At 66.4% G+C, this 16473-nt stretch carries 14 protein-coding genes; 6 read left to right on the forward strand and 8 right to left on the reverse strand.

Features of this window, described 5'->3' with window-relative positions:
• The first annotated feature begins 231 nt into the window (after window positions 1-231).
• Window positions 232-2091 carry an EAL domain-containing protein gene (locus tag IT361_07480; GenBank protein MCC6317522.1) on the forward strand — a complete coding sequence of 620 codons (1860 nt, stop codon included), beginning with the start codon at window positions 232-234 and terminating at the stop codon, window positions 2089-2091.
• Between the two features lie 118 nt (window positions 2092-2209).
• Here the strand turns inward: IT361_07480 and IT361_07485 are convergent, their stop codons facing one another.
• The 3 genes from IT361_07485 to IT361_07495 form a co-directional block, all read right to left on the reverse strand.
• The gene (locus IT361_07485) at window positions 2210-2506 is read right to left on the reverse strand and encodes a type II toxin-antitoxin system RelE/ParE family toxin (protein MCC6317523.1); all 297 of its coding nucleotides are present in this window, start codon (window positions 2504-2506) and stop codon (window positions 2210-2212) included.
• Complete coding sequence (locus IT361_07490) at window positions 2503-2718, reverse strand: addiction module protein (GenBank protein MCC6317524.1); 216 nt, start codon at window positions 2716-2718, stop codon at window positions 2503-2505. The genes IT361_07485 and IT361_07490 overlap by 4 nt, the downstream gene beginning before the upstream one ends.
• Window positions 2719-2896: 178 nt before the next feature.
• Window positions 2897-4612, reverse strand: a complete 1716-nt coding sequence (locus IT361_07495; GenBank protein MCC6317525.1) for a hypothetical protein — start codon at window positions 4610-4612, stop codon at window positions 2897-2899.
• A 124-nt stretch (window positions 4613-4736) separates the two neighbouring features.
• Here IT361_07495 and IT361_07500 point away from each other — a divergent pair, with 124 nt between their 5' ends.
• From IT361_07500 to IT361_07515, 4 genes are all read left to right on the forward strand, one after another.
• A complete protein-coding gene (locus tag IT361_07500) occupies window positions 4737-6407 on the forward strand; it encodes an amidase (protein MCC6317526.1) in 1671 nt (556 codons plus the stop codon).
• Window positions 6408-6507: 100 nt separating this feature from the next.
• On the forward strand, window positions 6508-6936 hold the full coding sequence (locus IT361_07505) for a hypothetical protein (protein MCC6317527.1): 429 nt from the start codon (window positions 6508-6510) through the stop codon (window positions 6934-6936).
• 33 nt (window positions 6937-6969) lie between these two features.
• Entirely contained in the window at window positions 6970-7944 is a 975-nt protein-coding gene (locus IT361_07510; protein MCC6317528.1) for an SDR family oxidoreductase, read from the forward strand.
• Between the two features lie 193 nt (window positions 7945-8137).
• Window positions 8138-10135, forward strand: a complete 1998-nt coding sequence (locus IT361_07515; GenBank protein ID MCC6317529.1) for a S9 family peptidase — start codon at window positions 8138-8140, stop codon at window positions 10133-10135.
• A gap of 292 nt (window positions 10136-10427) precedes the next feature.
• On the opposite strand, the gene IT361_07520 is transcribed toward IT361_07515, so the two are convergent.
• The 4 genes from IT361_07520 to IT361_07535 all read right to left on the reverse strand — a co-directional run bounded on the left by IT361_07520 (window position 10428) and on the right by IT361_07535 (window position 12483).
• A complete protein-coding gene (locus IT361_07520; protein ID MCC6317530.1) occupies window positions 10428-10769 on the reverse strand; it encodes a hypothetical protein in 342 nt (113 codons plus the stop codon).
• A 225-nt stretch (window positions 10770-10994) separates the two neighbouring features.
• Window positions 10995-11186 (reverse strand): type II toxin-antitoxin system HicA family toxin, encoded by a 192-nt coding sequence (locus IT361_07525; GenBank protein MCC6317531.1) that lies wholly within the window; start codon window positions 11184-11186, stop codon window positions 10995-10997.
• Window positions 11183-11404, reverse strand: a complete 222-nt coding sequence (locus IT361_07530) for a type II toxin-antitoxin system HicB family antitoxin (protein ID MCC6317532.1) — start codon at window positions 11402-11404, stop codon at window positions 11183-11185. Before IT361_07530 ends, IT361_07525 begins: the two co-directional genes overlap by 4 nt.
• 254 nt (window positions 11405-11658) lie before the next feature.
• Window positions 11659-12483 carry a DUF3626 domain-containing protein gene (locus IT361_07535; GenBank protein MCC6317533.1) on the reverse strand — a complete coding sequence of 275 codons (825 nt, stop codon included), beginning with the start codon at window positions 12481-12483 and terminating at the stop codon, window positions 11659-11661.
• Between the two features lie 192 nt (window positions 12484-12675).
• Between IT361_07535 and IT361_07540 the strand changes: the two genes are divergently transcribed.
• Window positions 12676-14202 (forward strand): IS1182 family transposase, encoded by a 1527-nt coding sequence (locus IT361_07540; protein ID MCC6317534.1) that lies wholly within the window; start codon window positions 12676-12678, stop codon window positions 14200-14202.
• Window positions 14203-14535: 333 nt separating this feature from the next.
• On the opposite strand, the gene IT361_07545 is transcribed toward IT361_07540, so the two are convergent.
• Window positions 14536-15744: a beta-lactamase family protein gene (locus tag IT361_07545; protein ID MCC6317535.1), complete on the reverse strand. Its 1209-nt coding sequence runs from the start codon at window positions 15742-15744 to the stop codon at window positions 14536-14538.
• Window positions 15745-16473 lie beyond the last annotated feature (729 nt).

A 16473-nucleotide genomic window follows, 5' to 3' on the forward strand; every position in this document is an offset into this window, starting at 1 on the left:
ACTCCGCGTTGACGACGGCACGCGCTCGTGCGTCCGTGATAGCAGCGGCCGGAGGCCTCGTCAGGCGCGTGCCGTCGGTCAAAGTGTCGCATCGAAAATGTGTGACGCAGGTCGCAAGGCCATGGGCCATGCTGGCTCTACAATTGTCCGCCTCGTGTGCCGAGACAAGAAGGGGTGGGGTCGTGAAGACATCGCCATTGATGGTTCGTCCCCCATGCAGCCCCTCTTGCCTTGACTGTCCCGTCCGAGCTTCCGCTCTCAGGTCAGACCGACGCACGTGATCCCGTTTTGTTGGCGGGCACGCTGGCGGCGTCGATGGAGCAACTGGCGCGCGTGTGCGTCGCGGCCACGGGAGCCGATGGCGCCGTGGTAGCGCTGCTCGGCGCCGATCGGCGCAGCTTTTCGGCTGGGGCCGTCGCGCCGTCGTGGATGGCGCACGATAGCGGCATCCTCATTCGCACGGGTCTCGTCGCCGCCGCCATCGAACAGGGGGGCACGCTGGCGCTCGACACGTCGATGGGCGAGGACCGCGATCACGGTCATCGCGTGTTGCGCGAGCTGGGCGTTGGCGGCCTGCTCGTGTCGGTGCTGCTGCGCGACGACGGGACGGTGCTGGGCGCGGTCGTTGCCGTGTCGCGGGCGTCGCGGGCATGGAGCGACGATCGCATCAGTGCGCTGCGCGACCTTGCTGCGATCGGTACGTCCAAACTCACGCTGCGCCTGGCGCTCGCCGAGCGCGAGGTGCGCGAGCAGCGACTGCGTCACGATTCGCAGCATGACCCGCTCACGGGCCTCCCGAACCGCGCGATGTTCCTCAAGCGCCTCGCCGACGCCTCGCTGCGCGCGCGACGCGGCGTCGACGGGATCTTTGCGGTGCTGTTCCTCGACGTCGACGACTTCAAGCTGGTGAACGACAGCATGGGTCACCACGTCGGCGATGAAGTACTCGTCGAGATTGCGCGTCGGCTGGAAACGTGCATTCGGGGCGGCGATCTGGTGGCGCGGCTGGGCGGCGACGAGTTCGCGATTCTGCTGGAGCGCGTGACCGATGCGCGCGAGACGGCCATCGTTGCCGAACGCGTGCACGAGGCCGTGCGTGTCCCGATGACGATCAGTGGGTACGAATGGACGTCGACGGCCAGCATCGGGGTGGCGCTCTCGTCCCCCGGCAACGAGGCGCCCGACTACCTGCTGCGCAGCGCGGACATGGCCATGTACCGGGCCAAGCATCAGGGGCGAGGCCGCTTCGAGCTGTACGATCGTGGGCAGCACGCGCAGGCGCTCACGCGACTGCAGACGGAGACGGAGCTGCGCCGCGCGATCGATCGCGAGGAGTTCGAGCTGCACTACCAGCCCATCGTCGCGATGGGGGACGGACGCACGGTCGGCGTCGAGGCGCTCATCCGGTGGCGTCACGCCGAGCGTGGTCTGGTGGCGCCTAACCATTTCATCCCGGTGGCGGAGGAGACCGGACTCATCGTGCAGATCGGGCGCTGGGTGTTGCGCCGGGCGATCAGCGACCTTGCCCGATGGGACCGCGACCTCGCGGGTCTCGCCGAGCTGACGATGGCCGTCAATCTCTCGGCGCGCGAGTTCGCCCAGCTCGACCTGGTGAAGGTCGTCGCCGACGCGCTCACGGAGAGTGAGCTGGCGCCATCCCGCCTCAACCTGGAGATCACCGAGAGCACGATCTTCAGTCAGCAGAATGTGGCGCTGGACACGGTGAGCGAGCTCAAGGCGCTGGGCGTGCAGATCCACATCGACGATTTCGGCACGGGGTACTCGTCGCTGTCGTACCTCCAGCGGTTGCCGGTGGATGCCATCAAGATCGATCGTTCGTTCGTGCGGGCGATCGAAGTCGAGGCGCGCTCGCGTCATGTGGTGCAGAGCCTCGTGTCCCTGGCGCGTGGCATCGGCCTCGACACGATCGCCGAGGGGGTCGGGAGCGACGGTCAGGTGGACCTGCTGCGCGGGATGCAGTGCACCTTTGGCCAGGGATTCCACCTCGGTCGACCGGTCCCGGGCCGGGAGATCGTGCAGGGGTTGCTGCGCAGGGCCGAGCCGGTGGCGCTGCGCCGGCGGAACGACTGACGGCGCACCGCTCGCGGGCGCCTAACGTCACGACTGCCCTGCCGCTGGCGTATCCTGTACGCGCGAAGCCGCCTACCGCGAGACCTGCCAGTGGTCGGCTATCGTCTCACGTTGGGCATCACTTCCGCGACGTCCAGCGGCGGGGGTGCCGCCTCGCATGATGAATGGCGAACACCGAGACTCCGGCCGGCAGTACGACGAAGTACACCACATACGGGAACCGCCGCAGCGGCGCCTTCCGAATGTCGTCGAGAGCCACCGGGAAGTGCTCGGGCGCGCGCTCGATCGCTGCCAGGACCACGCGCACCGTTCGCAGGAACTCGAAGCCCAACCCAATCCGCCGCTCCTCATACCAGTCGAACGCCTGCCGCAACTCGTCCTTCGCCTCGCTGCGAAGGAACAACGCTCGACTCACGCGCCGCCGCGCTCCAGCTCATCCAAAGCCTGGCGCCACGGTTCGCCCAACGTTTCACCACCTGCCAGTGCAGCTCGGCGGCGGCGCAACTCGGTCGCCTCCTCCGCTGTTAGCCCCACCGCGCGCACGTCGAGGGAATCCCACAGTTGCTCCGCGAGCTCGATGCGCTCCTCGGGCGTCAGGTGGCTGAAATCGAAAATCGGCGCGCTCATGCTCCAATCTTGAAATGGCCTCGACGCCGCGCAAGGCGTGGAACCTCCCCGAGCGCGGCAGCGGGGGCGCCGCAGGGGTACTGCCAGCCACGCTCCGCGCAACACGTTCGCGACGCCCAACCACGGCCGGGCACAGCCATGAACTCGAGTCCCTGCAGGACGCCTCGACCGCTGGCGCCTAACGCTTCTTCGTCGGCCGTTTCGCGCTCGGGCGCTTCCTGCTCGGGCGCTTCGTGCTCGACCGCGCGGGGCGCTTTCGGGCGCCGCCGCCCGGCTTGTGCCGACCGGAGGCGCCGGCCGCGGCGCCGCGGCTCCGGGTGCGTGACCGCGGCCCGCCAACGACGAGAGGGCGCCCAAGCAACCACTCGCTCAGCTGCGCGATCACGTCCGGATCGCGGAAATACGTCGTGTGGATCGTGCGACCGTTGGGCGGCAGCGCGCGCACCTGTGCGGCGGGCAGTGCTCCGAGGCCCACGTAGTTCATCGACGACGTGTTCACCACCAGGTCGTTGGCGCCCTTCATCTGCGCGTCCATGATCGCGTTCGCCGCGCGCAGCTTGAAGGGTGCCGGCAGCACCACACCGTCAGGGGCCGCGATGCCCGGCTCGTAGTCGTTGGTGAGGGCACGATACGACGCCGAACCGGCCACGGCTCGCGCGTTGAACTGCTGCACGACGCTCTTGTCAGGGTCCATCGCCGTGAGGCCCGGGACGCCTCCCTTGTCGAGCAGCGCCGACGCAAGAAAGCGCACCAGCACCGATAGCCCGCGCGAGATGGTTTCCACCCACACCGCGGTGACCGCCGCCGGTGGCACGGCGGCACTCACGCCGCGGCAGGCGGCAATGGTGATGTTCGTGTAGATGTCGACAAAGTTCTTCCACTGCTTCTCCTGCGCGAGTCGCGTGCCGTTGAGCGTGCAACCCACGAACACGGCGCGGCGCACGCGACCGTCCCACGGGGTGCCCGGCATGACCTGCTCGAGCAGCGAGCGGAGCACCAGGCCGCCGCGGCTGTACCCCACCGCGTCGATCGACGCGCCGCCGGGACCAAACAGTCGGTCGAGCCCTTCCAGGATCTGCTCGGCGTTAGGCCTCGGCTCCTCGCTGAGCGTGCGGTGGTCCCAGCCAATCACGTGGTCGTACTCGCCGAGGCAGGCAGTGAGCAACGCGACGCCCTGGTCGCTGAACGACAGCCCACCGTAGCTGCCGACCGTCGAGCTGAACGTGCCATGGATCAGCAGGAGCACGCGCGGGATGGCACCGGACTTCGGTGCGGCTTTCGGCAGCTTTCCCTTGGTGCCGAGCCGAGGCCACTGGGCCGACAGCGTACCGTTCACCTGCACGAGGCCGGGTGTCACACTGCGCTCGAGGTGGTCGATGAGCCGCTTGGTGACCCGACCACGCACGAACTTGAAAACGAAGCCAAGGACGCCGGCGGCCACCTTCTCCGCCAGACCGCGCTTGCGGCCGCGCGCCGGAGCGGTGCGGGCCGCGATCGTGAACGTCACGCGTCGCGCGCCGCCCCGCGCCGCCGAGCGTCGACGGGCAATCGACTCGCCCGATGGCAACACCCAGTCGACGTCGTCGTTCGCGTCCACGGTGAGCACCACGGCGTCTTCGTTGGCGCCAAGATCGACGCCGACCGTGCTCGGGCCGCCCTCGCCCGCCGCGGCGCGTCGGCGCTTCTGCGGCTGCGGTTCGAGCGAAAAGCGCCCGGCGAGCGTGAGGCCCTGCTGCGCAAGCGCACGCACGAGCGGTTCGAGATCCAGCGACGGTGCGGGAGCGCCCGTCGCCACCGCGGCGCGTGAACGTGTGCGCCGGACGGCTCCGGCCGTGGCCTTCACGTCATCAGGATGCGAGATGGTCAGGCCGTTCGTCAGCGTCGTATCGAGCATGGGGCCTCCAGTCGGGAAAACTTCGCGTCGCTCTGGCCGGGACGACGTGGTGCGCCTAGGCTATGGCGCCCCGACTGCGCGCGCCAGCTTGTCGCGCTCGCCCCACACCAAACGGCCACGTCGCATGTCCACCTCCGAGTTCCGCGCCACCGACCGTCGCACCTTCATCAGGCAGGGCATCGCCTCCGGTGCGGCGATCGCTGCCGCGGGGTGCGCGCCATCTAGTGACGGACAGCAAGACACCCGCCCCGCCGCAACGGCTGGTACCACGACCGCCGTGCCGGCCTTCGAGCTGTCTGAGCTTGGAGTGGGCGACCTGCAGGCGGCGATGGGCAGCGGGAAGTACACCTCCGGGCGACTCGTCGAGCTCTACCTCGAGCGCATCGAACAGGTCGACCGGACGGGCCCCGCGATCAACAGCGTCATCGAGCGGAACCCGGAAGCCGCGGCCATCGCCGAGGGGCTGGATCGCGAACGCAAGGACGGGAATGTGCGCGGTCCGCTGCACGGGATTCCGGTTCTCCTCAAGGACAACATCGACACGGCCGATCGCATGCGCACCTCGGCGGGGTCGCTTGCGCTCGCCGAGTCGATCGCGCCCAGGGATGCCGGCCTCGTGCGGCGACTGAGGGAGGCGGGGGCGGTGATCCTCGGCAAGGTGAACCTGTCGGAGTGGGCCAACATCCGATCGTCGCGCTCGACCAGCGGCTGGAGCGGCCGCGGAGGCCTCACGAAGAACCCGTACGCGCTCGATCGAAACGCCTGCGGCTCGAGCGCGGGGACGGGCGCGGCCATCGCGGCGTCCCTGGCGACTCTGGGCGTGGGCACCGAGACCGATGGATCGATCGTGTGTCCCTCCAACGCCAACGGCCTCGTCGGTATCAAGCCCACCGTTGGACTGGTAAGTCGTTCGGGCATCATTCCCATCTCGCACACGCAGGACACGGCTGGCCCGATGTGCCGCAACGTGCGGGATGCGGCGGCCCTGCTGTCGGTGATGGCGGGCGCCGATCCGGACGACCAGGCCACGGCGACGAGTGCGGGTCACGTGGAGTCCGACTACACCTCGTTCTGCGTCCCTGACGGCCTGCGCGGCGCAAAGGTCGGCGTGGTGCGCGCCTGGTTCAACGCCGGGCCGCACGTGGAGCGCGTCATGCGCGGTGCGCTCGAGGCGATCGTGAGTGCGGGGGCGACCCTGGTCGATCCGATCGCGATCCCGAGCATCGCCGAGCTTGGCGATGACGAGTTCACGGTGCTGCTGCACGAACTCAAGGCGGACATGAGCACCTACCTCGCGACGCTCGGTCCGTCGATCCCCTACCGCACCCTTGCCGACCTGATCCGGTTCAACGAAACGAATGCTTCGACGGAGATGCCCTACTTTGGCCAGGAGACGTTCATTGCCGCCGAGGAGAAGGGGCCTCTGACGTCGCCTGCGTATCTGCGTGCCCTGGAGCGGTGCCGGCGGCTTTCCCGCACACAGGGCCTCGATCGCGCGTTCGCGGGCGGCGCCGTGGACGTCCTGGTGGCGCCCACCGGTGGGCCGGCCTGGGTGACCGATCTCGTGAACGGAGACCACTTTGGCGGAGGGAGTTCGACGGCGTGCGCGGTGTCGGGGTATCCGGCGATCACCGTACCCGCGGGTCAGGTGTTCGGGTTGCCGGTCGGGCTCACGTTCATGGGGCCGGCGTGGAGCGAAGGGCGGCTCGTTAGGTACGCGTTCGCGTTCGAGCAGGCCACGAACGCGCGCCGTGCCCCGACGTTCCGGCCGCACGCCGAGGTCCCGGCCACCTGAGCGTTTCCCACATTGCCGCCGGGCATGATCGCGGTAAGTTGGCACCAGCCGCGGTCGTTCCTTCGGCCGATTGCGCGAACCACTCCCTGACCCGACCCTCGTGGCCACTGACCGATTCTCGTGGAGCAGCATCGGCATCCGCCTCCTGGCGGCGTTGCTGCTCGTGTTCGGCACCTACAACGCCGAGGGGTGGTCGTACTACCACTGGGCGCTCGAACCCCTGCGCCAGGGGGTAGGGTCGTTCAACGCGCTCAAGTTTCTCGTGGGCGTGTTGTTGATCGTCGGCTGGGTGGTCGTCCTGCAGGCGGCCCGCCGTTCGATCGGTGTGGTCGGTGCGGTGCTCGTCATGGCCGTGTGTGGCGGCGTGATCTGGCTGCTCATCGATTCGCACCTCGTGAGTGCCAACAGCGCGACCGGCATCACGAGGGTGGTTCTCATCGCGGTGGCCGTGGTGCTGGCGGTCGGCATGTCGTGGTCGCACCTCAATCGTCGGATCACCGGACAGACGGACACCGACATCGTCGGCTGACGTATTCTGCGCCTGCATGCGGAGGCATCGCCCATGCCTGACGAGGTCAGTCCCGCGCGTGTGATCGCCATCGTTGGCGGGAGCGGCTACCTCGGTCAGGTGCTGACGAGGGCGTTGCTGGCTGATCGGCGCGGGATCGAACGCATCCTGTTGCTCGATTTGAGGCCGCCGCCGCAGGAGGTGGCCGGTCAGGTGGTGTTCGACGAACTGGACGTGCGGTCGGCGCGTCTGGGTGAGGTGCTCGCCGAACATGCGGTGGATACCGTGGTGCATCTTGCGGCCGTGGTCACGCCGCGACCCGGAATGACGCGCAACGAGCACTACGCGATCGACGTGGACGGAACCCACAACGTGCTCGACGCGTGTGTGGAGCATGGGGTGCAACAGGTGATCGTGACGAGCAGCGGCGCGGCGTACGGGTACCACGTCGACAATCCTGCCTGGCTCGACGAGCAATGCCCGCTGCGTGGTAACGAGGAGTTTGCATATGCGCGGCACAAGCGGCTCGTCGAGGAACTGCTCGCCCGGTATCGCGCACGGTACCCGGCACTGCGACAGCTGATCTTTCGCCCCGGGACGGTCCTCGGCCGTGACGCGCACAATCCCGTGACCGCCCTCTTTGAGCGTTCGGTGCTCCTGCGCATCACCGACGGCGATTCGCGCTTTGTGTTCGTGTGGGACGAAGACGTTGCCTTGTGTATCGCGAAAGGCATTCACGAGCGACGCTCGGGCGTCTTCAACCTCGCCGGTGACGGTGCGATGACGCCGGAGGAGATCGCCTCGATCACCGGGGCGCGCGTGATCGCACTCCCCGCCACCGTGCTGGCGATCGGGTTGCGCGTGGCGCGCTGGTTCGAGCTGACCGACCATGGGCCTGAGCAGGTGCCGTTCCTGCGGTATCGACCGGTCCTGTCGAACGCGGCGCTCAAGCGCGACTTTGGCTACACTCCCTTGCGGACCTCACGCGAGGCGTTCGAGGAGTTCTGGCGATCGCGAAGGCCACAGTGAGTGGCACGAGCGGCTCGGACGACGGGTGCCATCGACGCTCAGGCAGGGGCCAGGTTCGGCGGCTTGACACTTCCGTCAGCCGACGTGCGGCGGTCACCCACCTGCCAGCGGGTTGATTCGACCCACATCGAACGTGCCTGACGCGACCCACACGGAGGCGGTAGTATCCTCCGCATCCCTCACATGCGCTCCGATGCTCCGCCTTGTTGCTATCTGTCTCCTCCTAGTCGCGCCGGTGTGCCTTCCGGCGCAGTCCACCCGGCGCCCGCTCCGGCTGGACGACCTCTTCAGGATCAAGTCGGTGCGCGATCCCCAGGTCTCGCCAGATGGGCAGTGGGTCGCGTACGTGGTATCACAGCTCGACTCGACGCGCGACAAGTCGAATGCCGACATCTGGATGGTCTCGTGGGACGGCACTCGCACCGTGCAGCTCACCCACACTCCTGAGGGCGAGAGTGCGCCGCGCTGGAGCCCCGACAATCGCTACCTCGCGTTTGCCGCATCGCGCGGTGACAGCAAGGCGGGGAGTCAGGTCTGGGTGCTCGACCGACTCGGCGGCGAGGCGCGCCAGCTCACGAGACACAAGGGCGGTGTGAGTTCGTACGCGTGGTCGCCGGACGCCTCGCGACTCCTCTTCATTGCGCAGGACCCCGACTCCGCGGAGCTGGCGGACAGCGCGAAGAAGTCGACACCGCGTCCGATCGTCGTCGACCGCTATGCGTTCAAGCGTGACGGCGAGGGCTACCTGAGCAATCGACGCGCGCACATCTACGTCCATGACATCGCGAAGGACACGACGATTCAGGTCACCTCGGGCCCGTATGACGACAACGCCCCCACGTGGTCGCCCGACGGTCGATCGATTGCGTTCGTGAGCGAGCGGGGCAAGGATCCGGACCGCGACAACAACAGCGACGTGTTCGTCGTCGAGGCGCGCGCCGGGGGCACCGTGCGGCAGCTGACGACGTTCCCTGGCCCAGACACCGGTCCGCTCGCGTTCAGTCCCGATGGCGCGTGGATCGCCTATTCACAGGGGAACGAGGCCAGGTTGTACGCCTACTCCATGGATCATCTCGCCGTGGTGGCGTCGAGCGGGGGGACGCCAAGAGTGTTGACGGCTGCACTCGATCGATCGGTGGGCGATCCCGTCTGGAGCGCGGATGGTCGAAGCATCACCGTGTTGCTCGAGGACGACCGCGCCGTTCACGTGGCTCGCGTCGACGTCGCTTCGGCGCAGCTCGAACGCGTACTCCAGGGTCGCCGCGTCGTGCAGGAGCTGGCCGAAGGACCGGGCGGAAAGCTTGCCGTGCTGGCTGGCACGGCCGACCGTCCGTCTGAAATACACGTGTTGGAGTCAGGCGCGCTGCGACCGTTGACCCACGCGAACGATGCGTGGGCCGCCGAGGTGCGGCTCTCGACCGTTGAGGACGTATCTGCCAAGGGGAAGGATGGAACCGTGGTGAACGGCCTGCTTGCGCGCCCGGCCGATGCGCCACCAGGCCGTCGGATGCCGACGTTGCTTCGCATTCATGGTGGTCCCGCATCGCAGGACCAGCACGCATTCAGCTTTGAGCGCGAGTTCTTTGCGGCGAACGGCTACGCGGTGCTCAACGTGAACTACCGGGGGAGTACGGGACGTGGATCGGCGCATCAGCAGGCGATCTACGCCGACTGGGGGAACAAGGAGGTGCAGGACCTGCTGGCGGCCGTGGACCACGTCGTCGCGACCGGTGTTGCCGACCCCGATCGCCTGGGTATCGGGGGATGGAGCTACGGCGGTATTCTCACGAACTACACTATCGCCACCGACACACGCTTCAAGGCGGCTATCAGTGGCGCAGGCAGTTCGATGCAGCTGACGATGTACGGCACCGACCAGTACATCTATCAGTACGAGACAGAACTCGGCGCCCCGTGGCGCAATCCCAGGGCGTGGGAGAAAGTGTCGTATCCCTTCTTCAAGGCCGATCGCATCACGACGCCGACGTTGTTCATGGGTGGCAAGGACGATGACAACGTTCCGATCACCGGCAGCGAGCAGATGTACCAGGCGCTCAAGTCACTCGGTGTGGAGACGCAGCTGGTGGTGTATCCGGGCCAGAATCATGGGATTTCGCTCCCCAGCTTCCAGAAGGACCGGCTTGCGAGGTACCTGGCGTGGTATGATGCGCACCTGAAGCATCGGACGTGAGGAGGAAGTACTGCGGACGGCCTATCGGTCGTGAAGATCTCTGCTTTGGCGTTCACGACTATCCTGTTTCGCGCCAGGAATGGCTCCACCTTCCGCCCTCACTTTCAGTGGTTGTCCCGGGCAGGCAATCGCAACCTAAGGTCAGCTTCTGCTGTGAACGCTTCAACAAGAAACAGTTGTGGGGCGGCGCTAGGCCGTCGCATGTGAGTACAAGGCGGCCGCCCCACAACTGTATCCGCACCCGCGTGCTGTCTCGTGTCGCCTTGCGACACGCGACCCTCATCAGGTCGAGTTAGGTGGCTGGCGGCTCGCTTGTGCGGCGAAAGCGCTCGTCGGGAGGGAGTTGCAGGAACTCCGCTACCTGACGGCAAAGGATGTTCCATTGCTCCTCGTGCTGTGCGTCCTCCTCGGCGAGCTGTTGCACGATGGCCGGCGTCGCCGGCTCCTTCGGCGACAGACCCGCGGCAAACATGGCGTTCTGCTCGCGCGTAGCACGGGGCATGCGCTGACCGATGCGCCACTGCGTGACCCGCTCGTCGAGCGCCGGCTCGAGCGCAGCCACGAGGGCAAACCAGAAGTCTGGAATGACAAGGTACTCCCGGCTGATCGCCGGCGGCACAATAGAGAGCGACATTCCTCTCGCATTCGCTGCGATACCACTCGCGAGCTCGCCCGCACGCGCTGGCCGGTATGCGAGTTCGAGCGCGCATGTAAGCTCACGCTCGGTAAAGGGACAGTCGTACTCGTGGATGAAGGTCACGCGGACCAGGGGAAGCCACCTAACGACAAAATTTCAGCAGCGGCGCGAGCGCAGCCCCGCGGCATGCTCCTTAGCTCCCGCCGTCCGCTGCAGATTCTGTTAGGCATCAGGGTCGACGATCTCCAAGTCGCGGCAGATCTTGCGGGCGAGATAGTCGTTGGTCTCGCGGTGTCGCGGCACCGTCGAAGTCCGGCGCGTCGCCGGGTTGAAATACACACTGTGGCTCGCCCCCTCCAGCAGCAGGTGACACCCGCAGGACTCCAAGTGCCGCACGAGGTCGATCCGCTTCACGCCGTGAGGCGCAGCGGCTCGCGGATCACAGCGGCACCCGCCAGATCTTCCTCGGCAAGCGCGCGATTCGCTTCCAACACGAGGGCGACGGCTTCCCGGAGATTCTCCCGGGCCTCCTCCAGGGTAGCGCCTTGGGTATTAGCCCCGGGAAGCTCTTCGACGAACGCGATAAACCCTGCCGGTACTTCACGATAGACCGCGGTCAACTCAACGCTCATGCTGGCTCCCGGGCGGTAACTGCGTAGCAATCTAGCTCGACGGCGTCAAGCACGCATCCGCGGCCACGAGCGCATCAACTTACCGCTCGCGGGCAGCTCGCCCTCCCCAACGCAGGACCGCACACGCTCTCTCGTGTGATGCCTAACGCGTTTGAATTCTGCTGCGCGGCCCGGCGGGCCGCACACAATGATGCCGAACTGCAAAGCCGGAGCGCGAGAGTATGCAGAAGTGGCCGAGCCGCGTCAGCAGCAATTCATTGGTTAGCTGGCCGCGCCGCTGAATCGCCGGACGAGAGATCACCGAATCGGGCCAGATAGTGCCAGACCTTCTTGAGATCTTGCGGATGATGACGCTCCGTGCGCACCGCCGTCTCATGGATGGCTGGTGTCAGCCATCCGTCGACAGCCACCAGCTGTCCCAGCGCCACGTACTCCGGACCGCGAAAGCTGGGATGCTCCGCCATCTCGTCGACATGGAGGCGAAAGCCTGGATGCCATTCGAGAGGACATGAGAGTTGGCGCGCGAACACCTCGACCTCGGTATCGCGAAAGCACGGGTCGAGGACCAGCGCCTCGACGTCGAACGCAAGGCGAAGGGGGCCATGAACGTGCGCTTCAACGTAGTCGTCGAGTCTGTCCCGCTCTTCCGCTGCGGCGAGGTCGATGAGACTCATTCGAGACACCGTTCCGAACGCGGACGGGTCGAAGCAGGAATCGGGAAAGCAGAATGTGGAGCGCGAAGCGATCTCCGGCCGCAATCGCAAGTGAGCGGAACCGAAGCGCGGCGCCGCTCCGGTCTTGCGGTGTCGGAAGTTCAGTGCGCCGACTTTCGGGCGCTCGTTGGTGGGGGCGGTGTCATAGGCGCCACCGAATAGCCGAGCCTCCCAGTGCCAGCGATCGCCTCCCGGGTAGGCCGTGAGGCCTCCGCTGCTCGTGCCGGTCACGAACTGCGAGCGGTACTCCCCATCGTCCGCGAGGCAACGAAGCAGCGGGACGCCGCGGTGGAGCCTCGCGGGATGAAAGTTGACCGTTACCCGAAGTGTCGGATCAAGCGGATCACCGCTGCTGCGCGCCGCCACGTGGGCGAGCGCCTTCTGTTGTGGAGAATCGGACGGCGGAAACCAGGCGTTGGTGTCCAAACTGGCAATCAGGATCGGATGGTCCAGCTAACGAAGCTGTAGAAAAACCCGGCGCGGCCTCGCGAGCGGCAGAGACTTTGCAGGGGTTGGGGTAGAAGGTAGAGCGTGGTGCGTCGCCCGTCGAGGAGGTCCATGGCCCGCTACAAGTACATCGATACCCAGCCGCGTTTCCTGCCGGTTGACCTCGCCCAGCAGCTGCTGCCCGGCACCTTTGAACATGCCGTGCATCATTTGGTGACGCACGCGATCGATCTCTCGCACTTCGACACGCGGTTCAAGAACGACACGACCGGCGCCCCGGCCTATCCGCCCGCGACCCTGCTGCAGCTGGTGTTGGTGGCCTACGCGCGCGGTGTCGTGAGCAGCCGCGGGATCGCCCGCCTGTGCGAGACGCACGTGACGTTCATCGCGCTGTGTGGGGATCAGGCGCCGCACTTCACGACCATCGCGCACTTTGTCAGTACCCTGGGGGACGATATCGCCCGCGTGTTCGCCGCGGTGCTGGCGATCTGTGACCAGCAGGGGCTGATTGGGCGGGAGATGTTCGCCATCGATGGCGTCAAGCTGCCCAGCAACGCCGCGAAGCAGAAGAGTGGAACACGGGCCGAGTGTGAGCGGCAGGCCGACAAACTGGAAGCGGCGGCCGCGGCGATGGTGGCGCGGCATCGCGAGACGGATGCGCTCCCGACCGAGCCGAGCTTGAGCGCGAAGGAAACGGCCCGGCTTGAGCGGTTACACCGGGATGCGACGCAGCTGCGCGCGTGGTTGGCGGCGCATCCCGAGGAGCGCCGGGGGCCGAATGGCGGGGTGCGGAAGAGCCATCGCACGGACCACGAGCGTGCGAAGATGGCGACGGGCAAAGGGGTGATCCAGGGCTACACGGGCGTGGCGGCGGTGGACGCGAAGCATCAGATCATTTGTGCGGCGGAGGCGCATGGCACGGGGTCCGAGCAGGAACTGCTGGTCCCCGTGGTCGACGCGCTCACGCCCGTACTCGCGCCGACGTCGCTGGTGACGGCGGACGCGGGCTACCACAGTGAAGACAACCTGCGTGCGCTGGACCAGCGCCAGGTCGACGCCTTGATTGCGGACCGCGAGCTGCGGCGGCGGGACGAGCGCTTCTCGACGCAGCCGCTGCACCATGCGACCAAAGATCCACTGCATGACAAGTCGGACGCGGAGGAGGCGCCCCGGCGGTTCCAGCCTAGTGACTTCACGTACGATCCGGTCGCGCGCACGTGTGTGTGCCCCGCGGGGAAATCCCTCTATCGGAAGGGCCGAGCGAATATCACGCGCGGGTTTGTCTCGGAGCAGTTTCACGGGACCAAGCGCGACTGCCTGCCGTGCCTGCTCCGTGCGCGATGTCTGCGCGACCCCAATCAAGCGACCCCGCGACAGGTGGCCTTCTTCCGGGGCCGCGCCGCGCCCGCGCCGGAGACCCGCACGGCGCGGATGAAGCGCCGCATCGATCAGCCTGGGGAGCGCGCCCGGTATGCGCAGCGCTTGGGCACGGTAGAGCCGGTGTTTGCCAATCTGCGCCACAACAAGCGGCTCGATCGCTTCACGCTCCGGAGCCGCGTGAAGGTCGAGGCGCAGTGGCGACTCTTCTGTCTGGTGCACAACATCGAGAAGCTCGCGCACACCGGATACGCCACCTAACGCTTCTGGACCGCCCGATCGGTCGCGCTCGTCCCGACCTGCGGTCGATCCGGAACCGCCAGAGACCTAACGATTCCAGCAATCCCACCACTGGCTCAACCGGGCGCTGATCGACGTCATGATCGCCGCCGCACGACCCAAAAGAGGCTTTTCCTACATCCTGAACGCCCCAGCTAAGCTGCGTGCGAGTCAATAGGAGCGCGCACCGGAGGTGCGCGCAATCCGCAGATCGTACGTCAGCTTCAGCGTTCGTTAGCCAGCTGCGGCGCGATGCCAGAAGAAACAAAGCGCAGACGTGATACTACAACATCAAGAACGGTGAATACTCACCTATCAACGGCGGCAACGGGATATCTCGGCCTGGGTCAGCCGCATCATCCAATCGCCAAGTTGTTCGATGGCCCTCGCACCGGTCTCACCGCCCAGATTCTGCAGCACAATGATTCCGATACGTTCCTGCGGACGCAGGAACACGCCGGACGAGTGTCCATCAATCTCGCCCGTATGCCAGAGTAGCGGCGTAGCGGATACGGAATCGGAGGCAATGCGACGGAACCAGCCCAAGGCCATGTCGTACCGTCGTCCCGATGTTGTTTCGACATGCAGTTGCGGTTCAGCCATTCTCGCGGCCACGTCGCGAGAAAGCGCGCGGCGATCGTCGGCCGTCGTTCCGAGATGGGCGATCAGGAATCGGGATAGATCGCGGACAGTGGAGGTCATGCCTATGAAGCCCGCGACCTCCCCGAACCGTGCGTGCGTGCGCTGCTCAACGCGCGCGTCATCATCTTCCCAATAGTCCGCCGCCCGCCTGCGCATTTGCGCGGCGCTCATCGTGATCCCGGATTCCGTCATGCGAAGTGGTGCGAGCAATCGCGCGCGAAGCAATTGCTCATACGGCTGCCCGGCCACGCGCTCCACGACATGGCCGAGCAGCGCGTAGCCATAGTTCGAGTATTCCATGGTCTCTCCGAGCGGGCCGGACAGCTTTGTCGCGGCGAGCGCGGAATACAGATCGGACACGTCATACGCGTCCCAAACCCCTGGGTCGATGGGACCACTGATCGGCTGATTTCGGCGATTCGGCGGGTTCCTCGGTAGTTGCGCGCTGTGGGTGAGCAGGTGACGCGCAGTAATGCTATGCCCCGTTGGGTCCAGAGGCACGCGAACGGAGTCGGGCAGATAACGCGAGACCGGCGCTTCGAGATCAAGGAGGCCGTCAACTGCCAGTTGGATCGCGAGCGTCGCCGTGAACAGCTTGGTGACCGAGGCGACGTTGTATGGAGTGTCGGCCGTGGCTGGGATGCGCGCATGCCGGCTGGCGTACCCAATGCCATCGGCATAGACCATCCCGTCGTTTACGACGACACCGACGCTAACGCCAGGAATGCCGGCGATTTCTGTGTATCCCTCGATTGCGCCGCGGATCCGCGCGGTAAAGCTCTCGCCGAAACATCGTGCGGCGCGCAGGCCTGTTCCTGACGCTGCCTGGGCGAATGTGATGCGGCCGAAGAGGCCGGTCGCGCACAGGGCGCTCAGCATCATCGTACGCGCATGACAGGGAAGCATGATCTTCGTCGACCGCGGATCAGAGATGTCAGATTGCTGGCTAACGTTCCACGGGCACTTGCGGACCCGGGTTAACAAAGGCTGTCCCGCCCGGGCCGCTCCTTGAATAGTCTACCACGGCCCGGGCGGGACAGCCAGTCCCTCGATCAAGGGTCCGACAGGTGCAACGTGTGGTTAGGTGGCGACTGCGCGAGCACACGTCAAGGATTGCCCCGCTGATCTTGCCGCGCGCGACCCGAATACTCGCACGGGTGAACCGTCCATCCCGCACGTTCGCGTTTAAGGGAGCAGCGCCACAGATTCGCATGTTCGGCCACTTGGGTGCCCCACGCCATCTGCTCATCTGGGCCAACCTCGGTCACGCTGTCAAGTAGCACGCCAGGCCAGACCTCGGCAGCAGTATCTGGGGGCGTGCAGTCGGCGAAAGAGCGCGCGTTGGGATACGCTCGCTGAATACGCTGCCAAGCCCGCAGGCTCGGAGCACGCGTGACCTCCGACCCGGGTGCGGTGACACCGAAGCAAACGATCGCGGAGCTGGGCAAGATCGTGGTCGAATCCGACGCCAGCGCCACGAGCGCGTGTAGTGGTTCAGCCAGAATCGCACTTTAGGTCGGTGTGACGAAGTGACACTTTCCCCTCATCCGGCGAGGCGCCGGACCCTGGAGGGATGAGTGATGAGCAGGAAGGCTGACAAGGCGCGGCGAC

Source organism: Gemmatimonadaceae bacterium (genome assembly GCA_020846935.1).
GTDB lineage: Bacteria > Gemmatimonadota > Gemmatimonadetes > Gemmatimonadales > Gemmatimonadaceae > RBC101.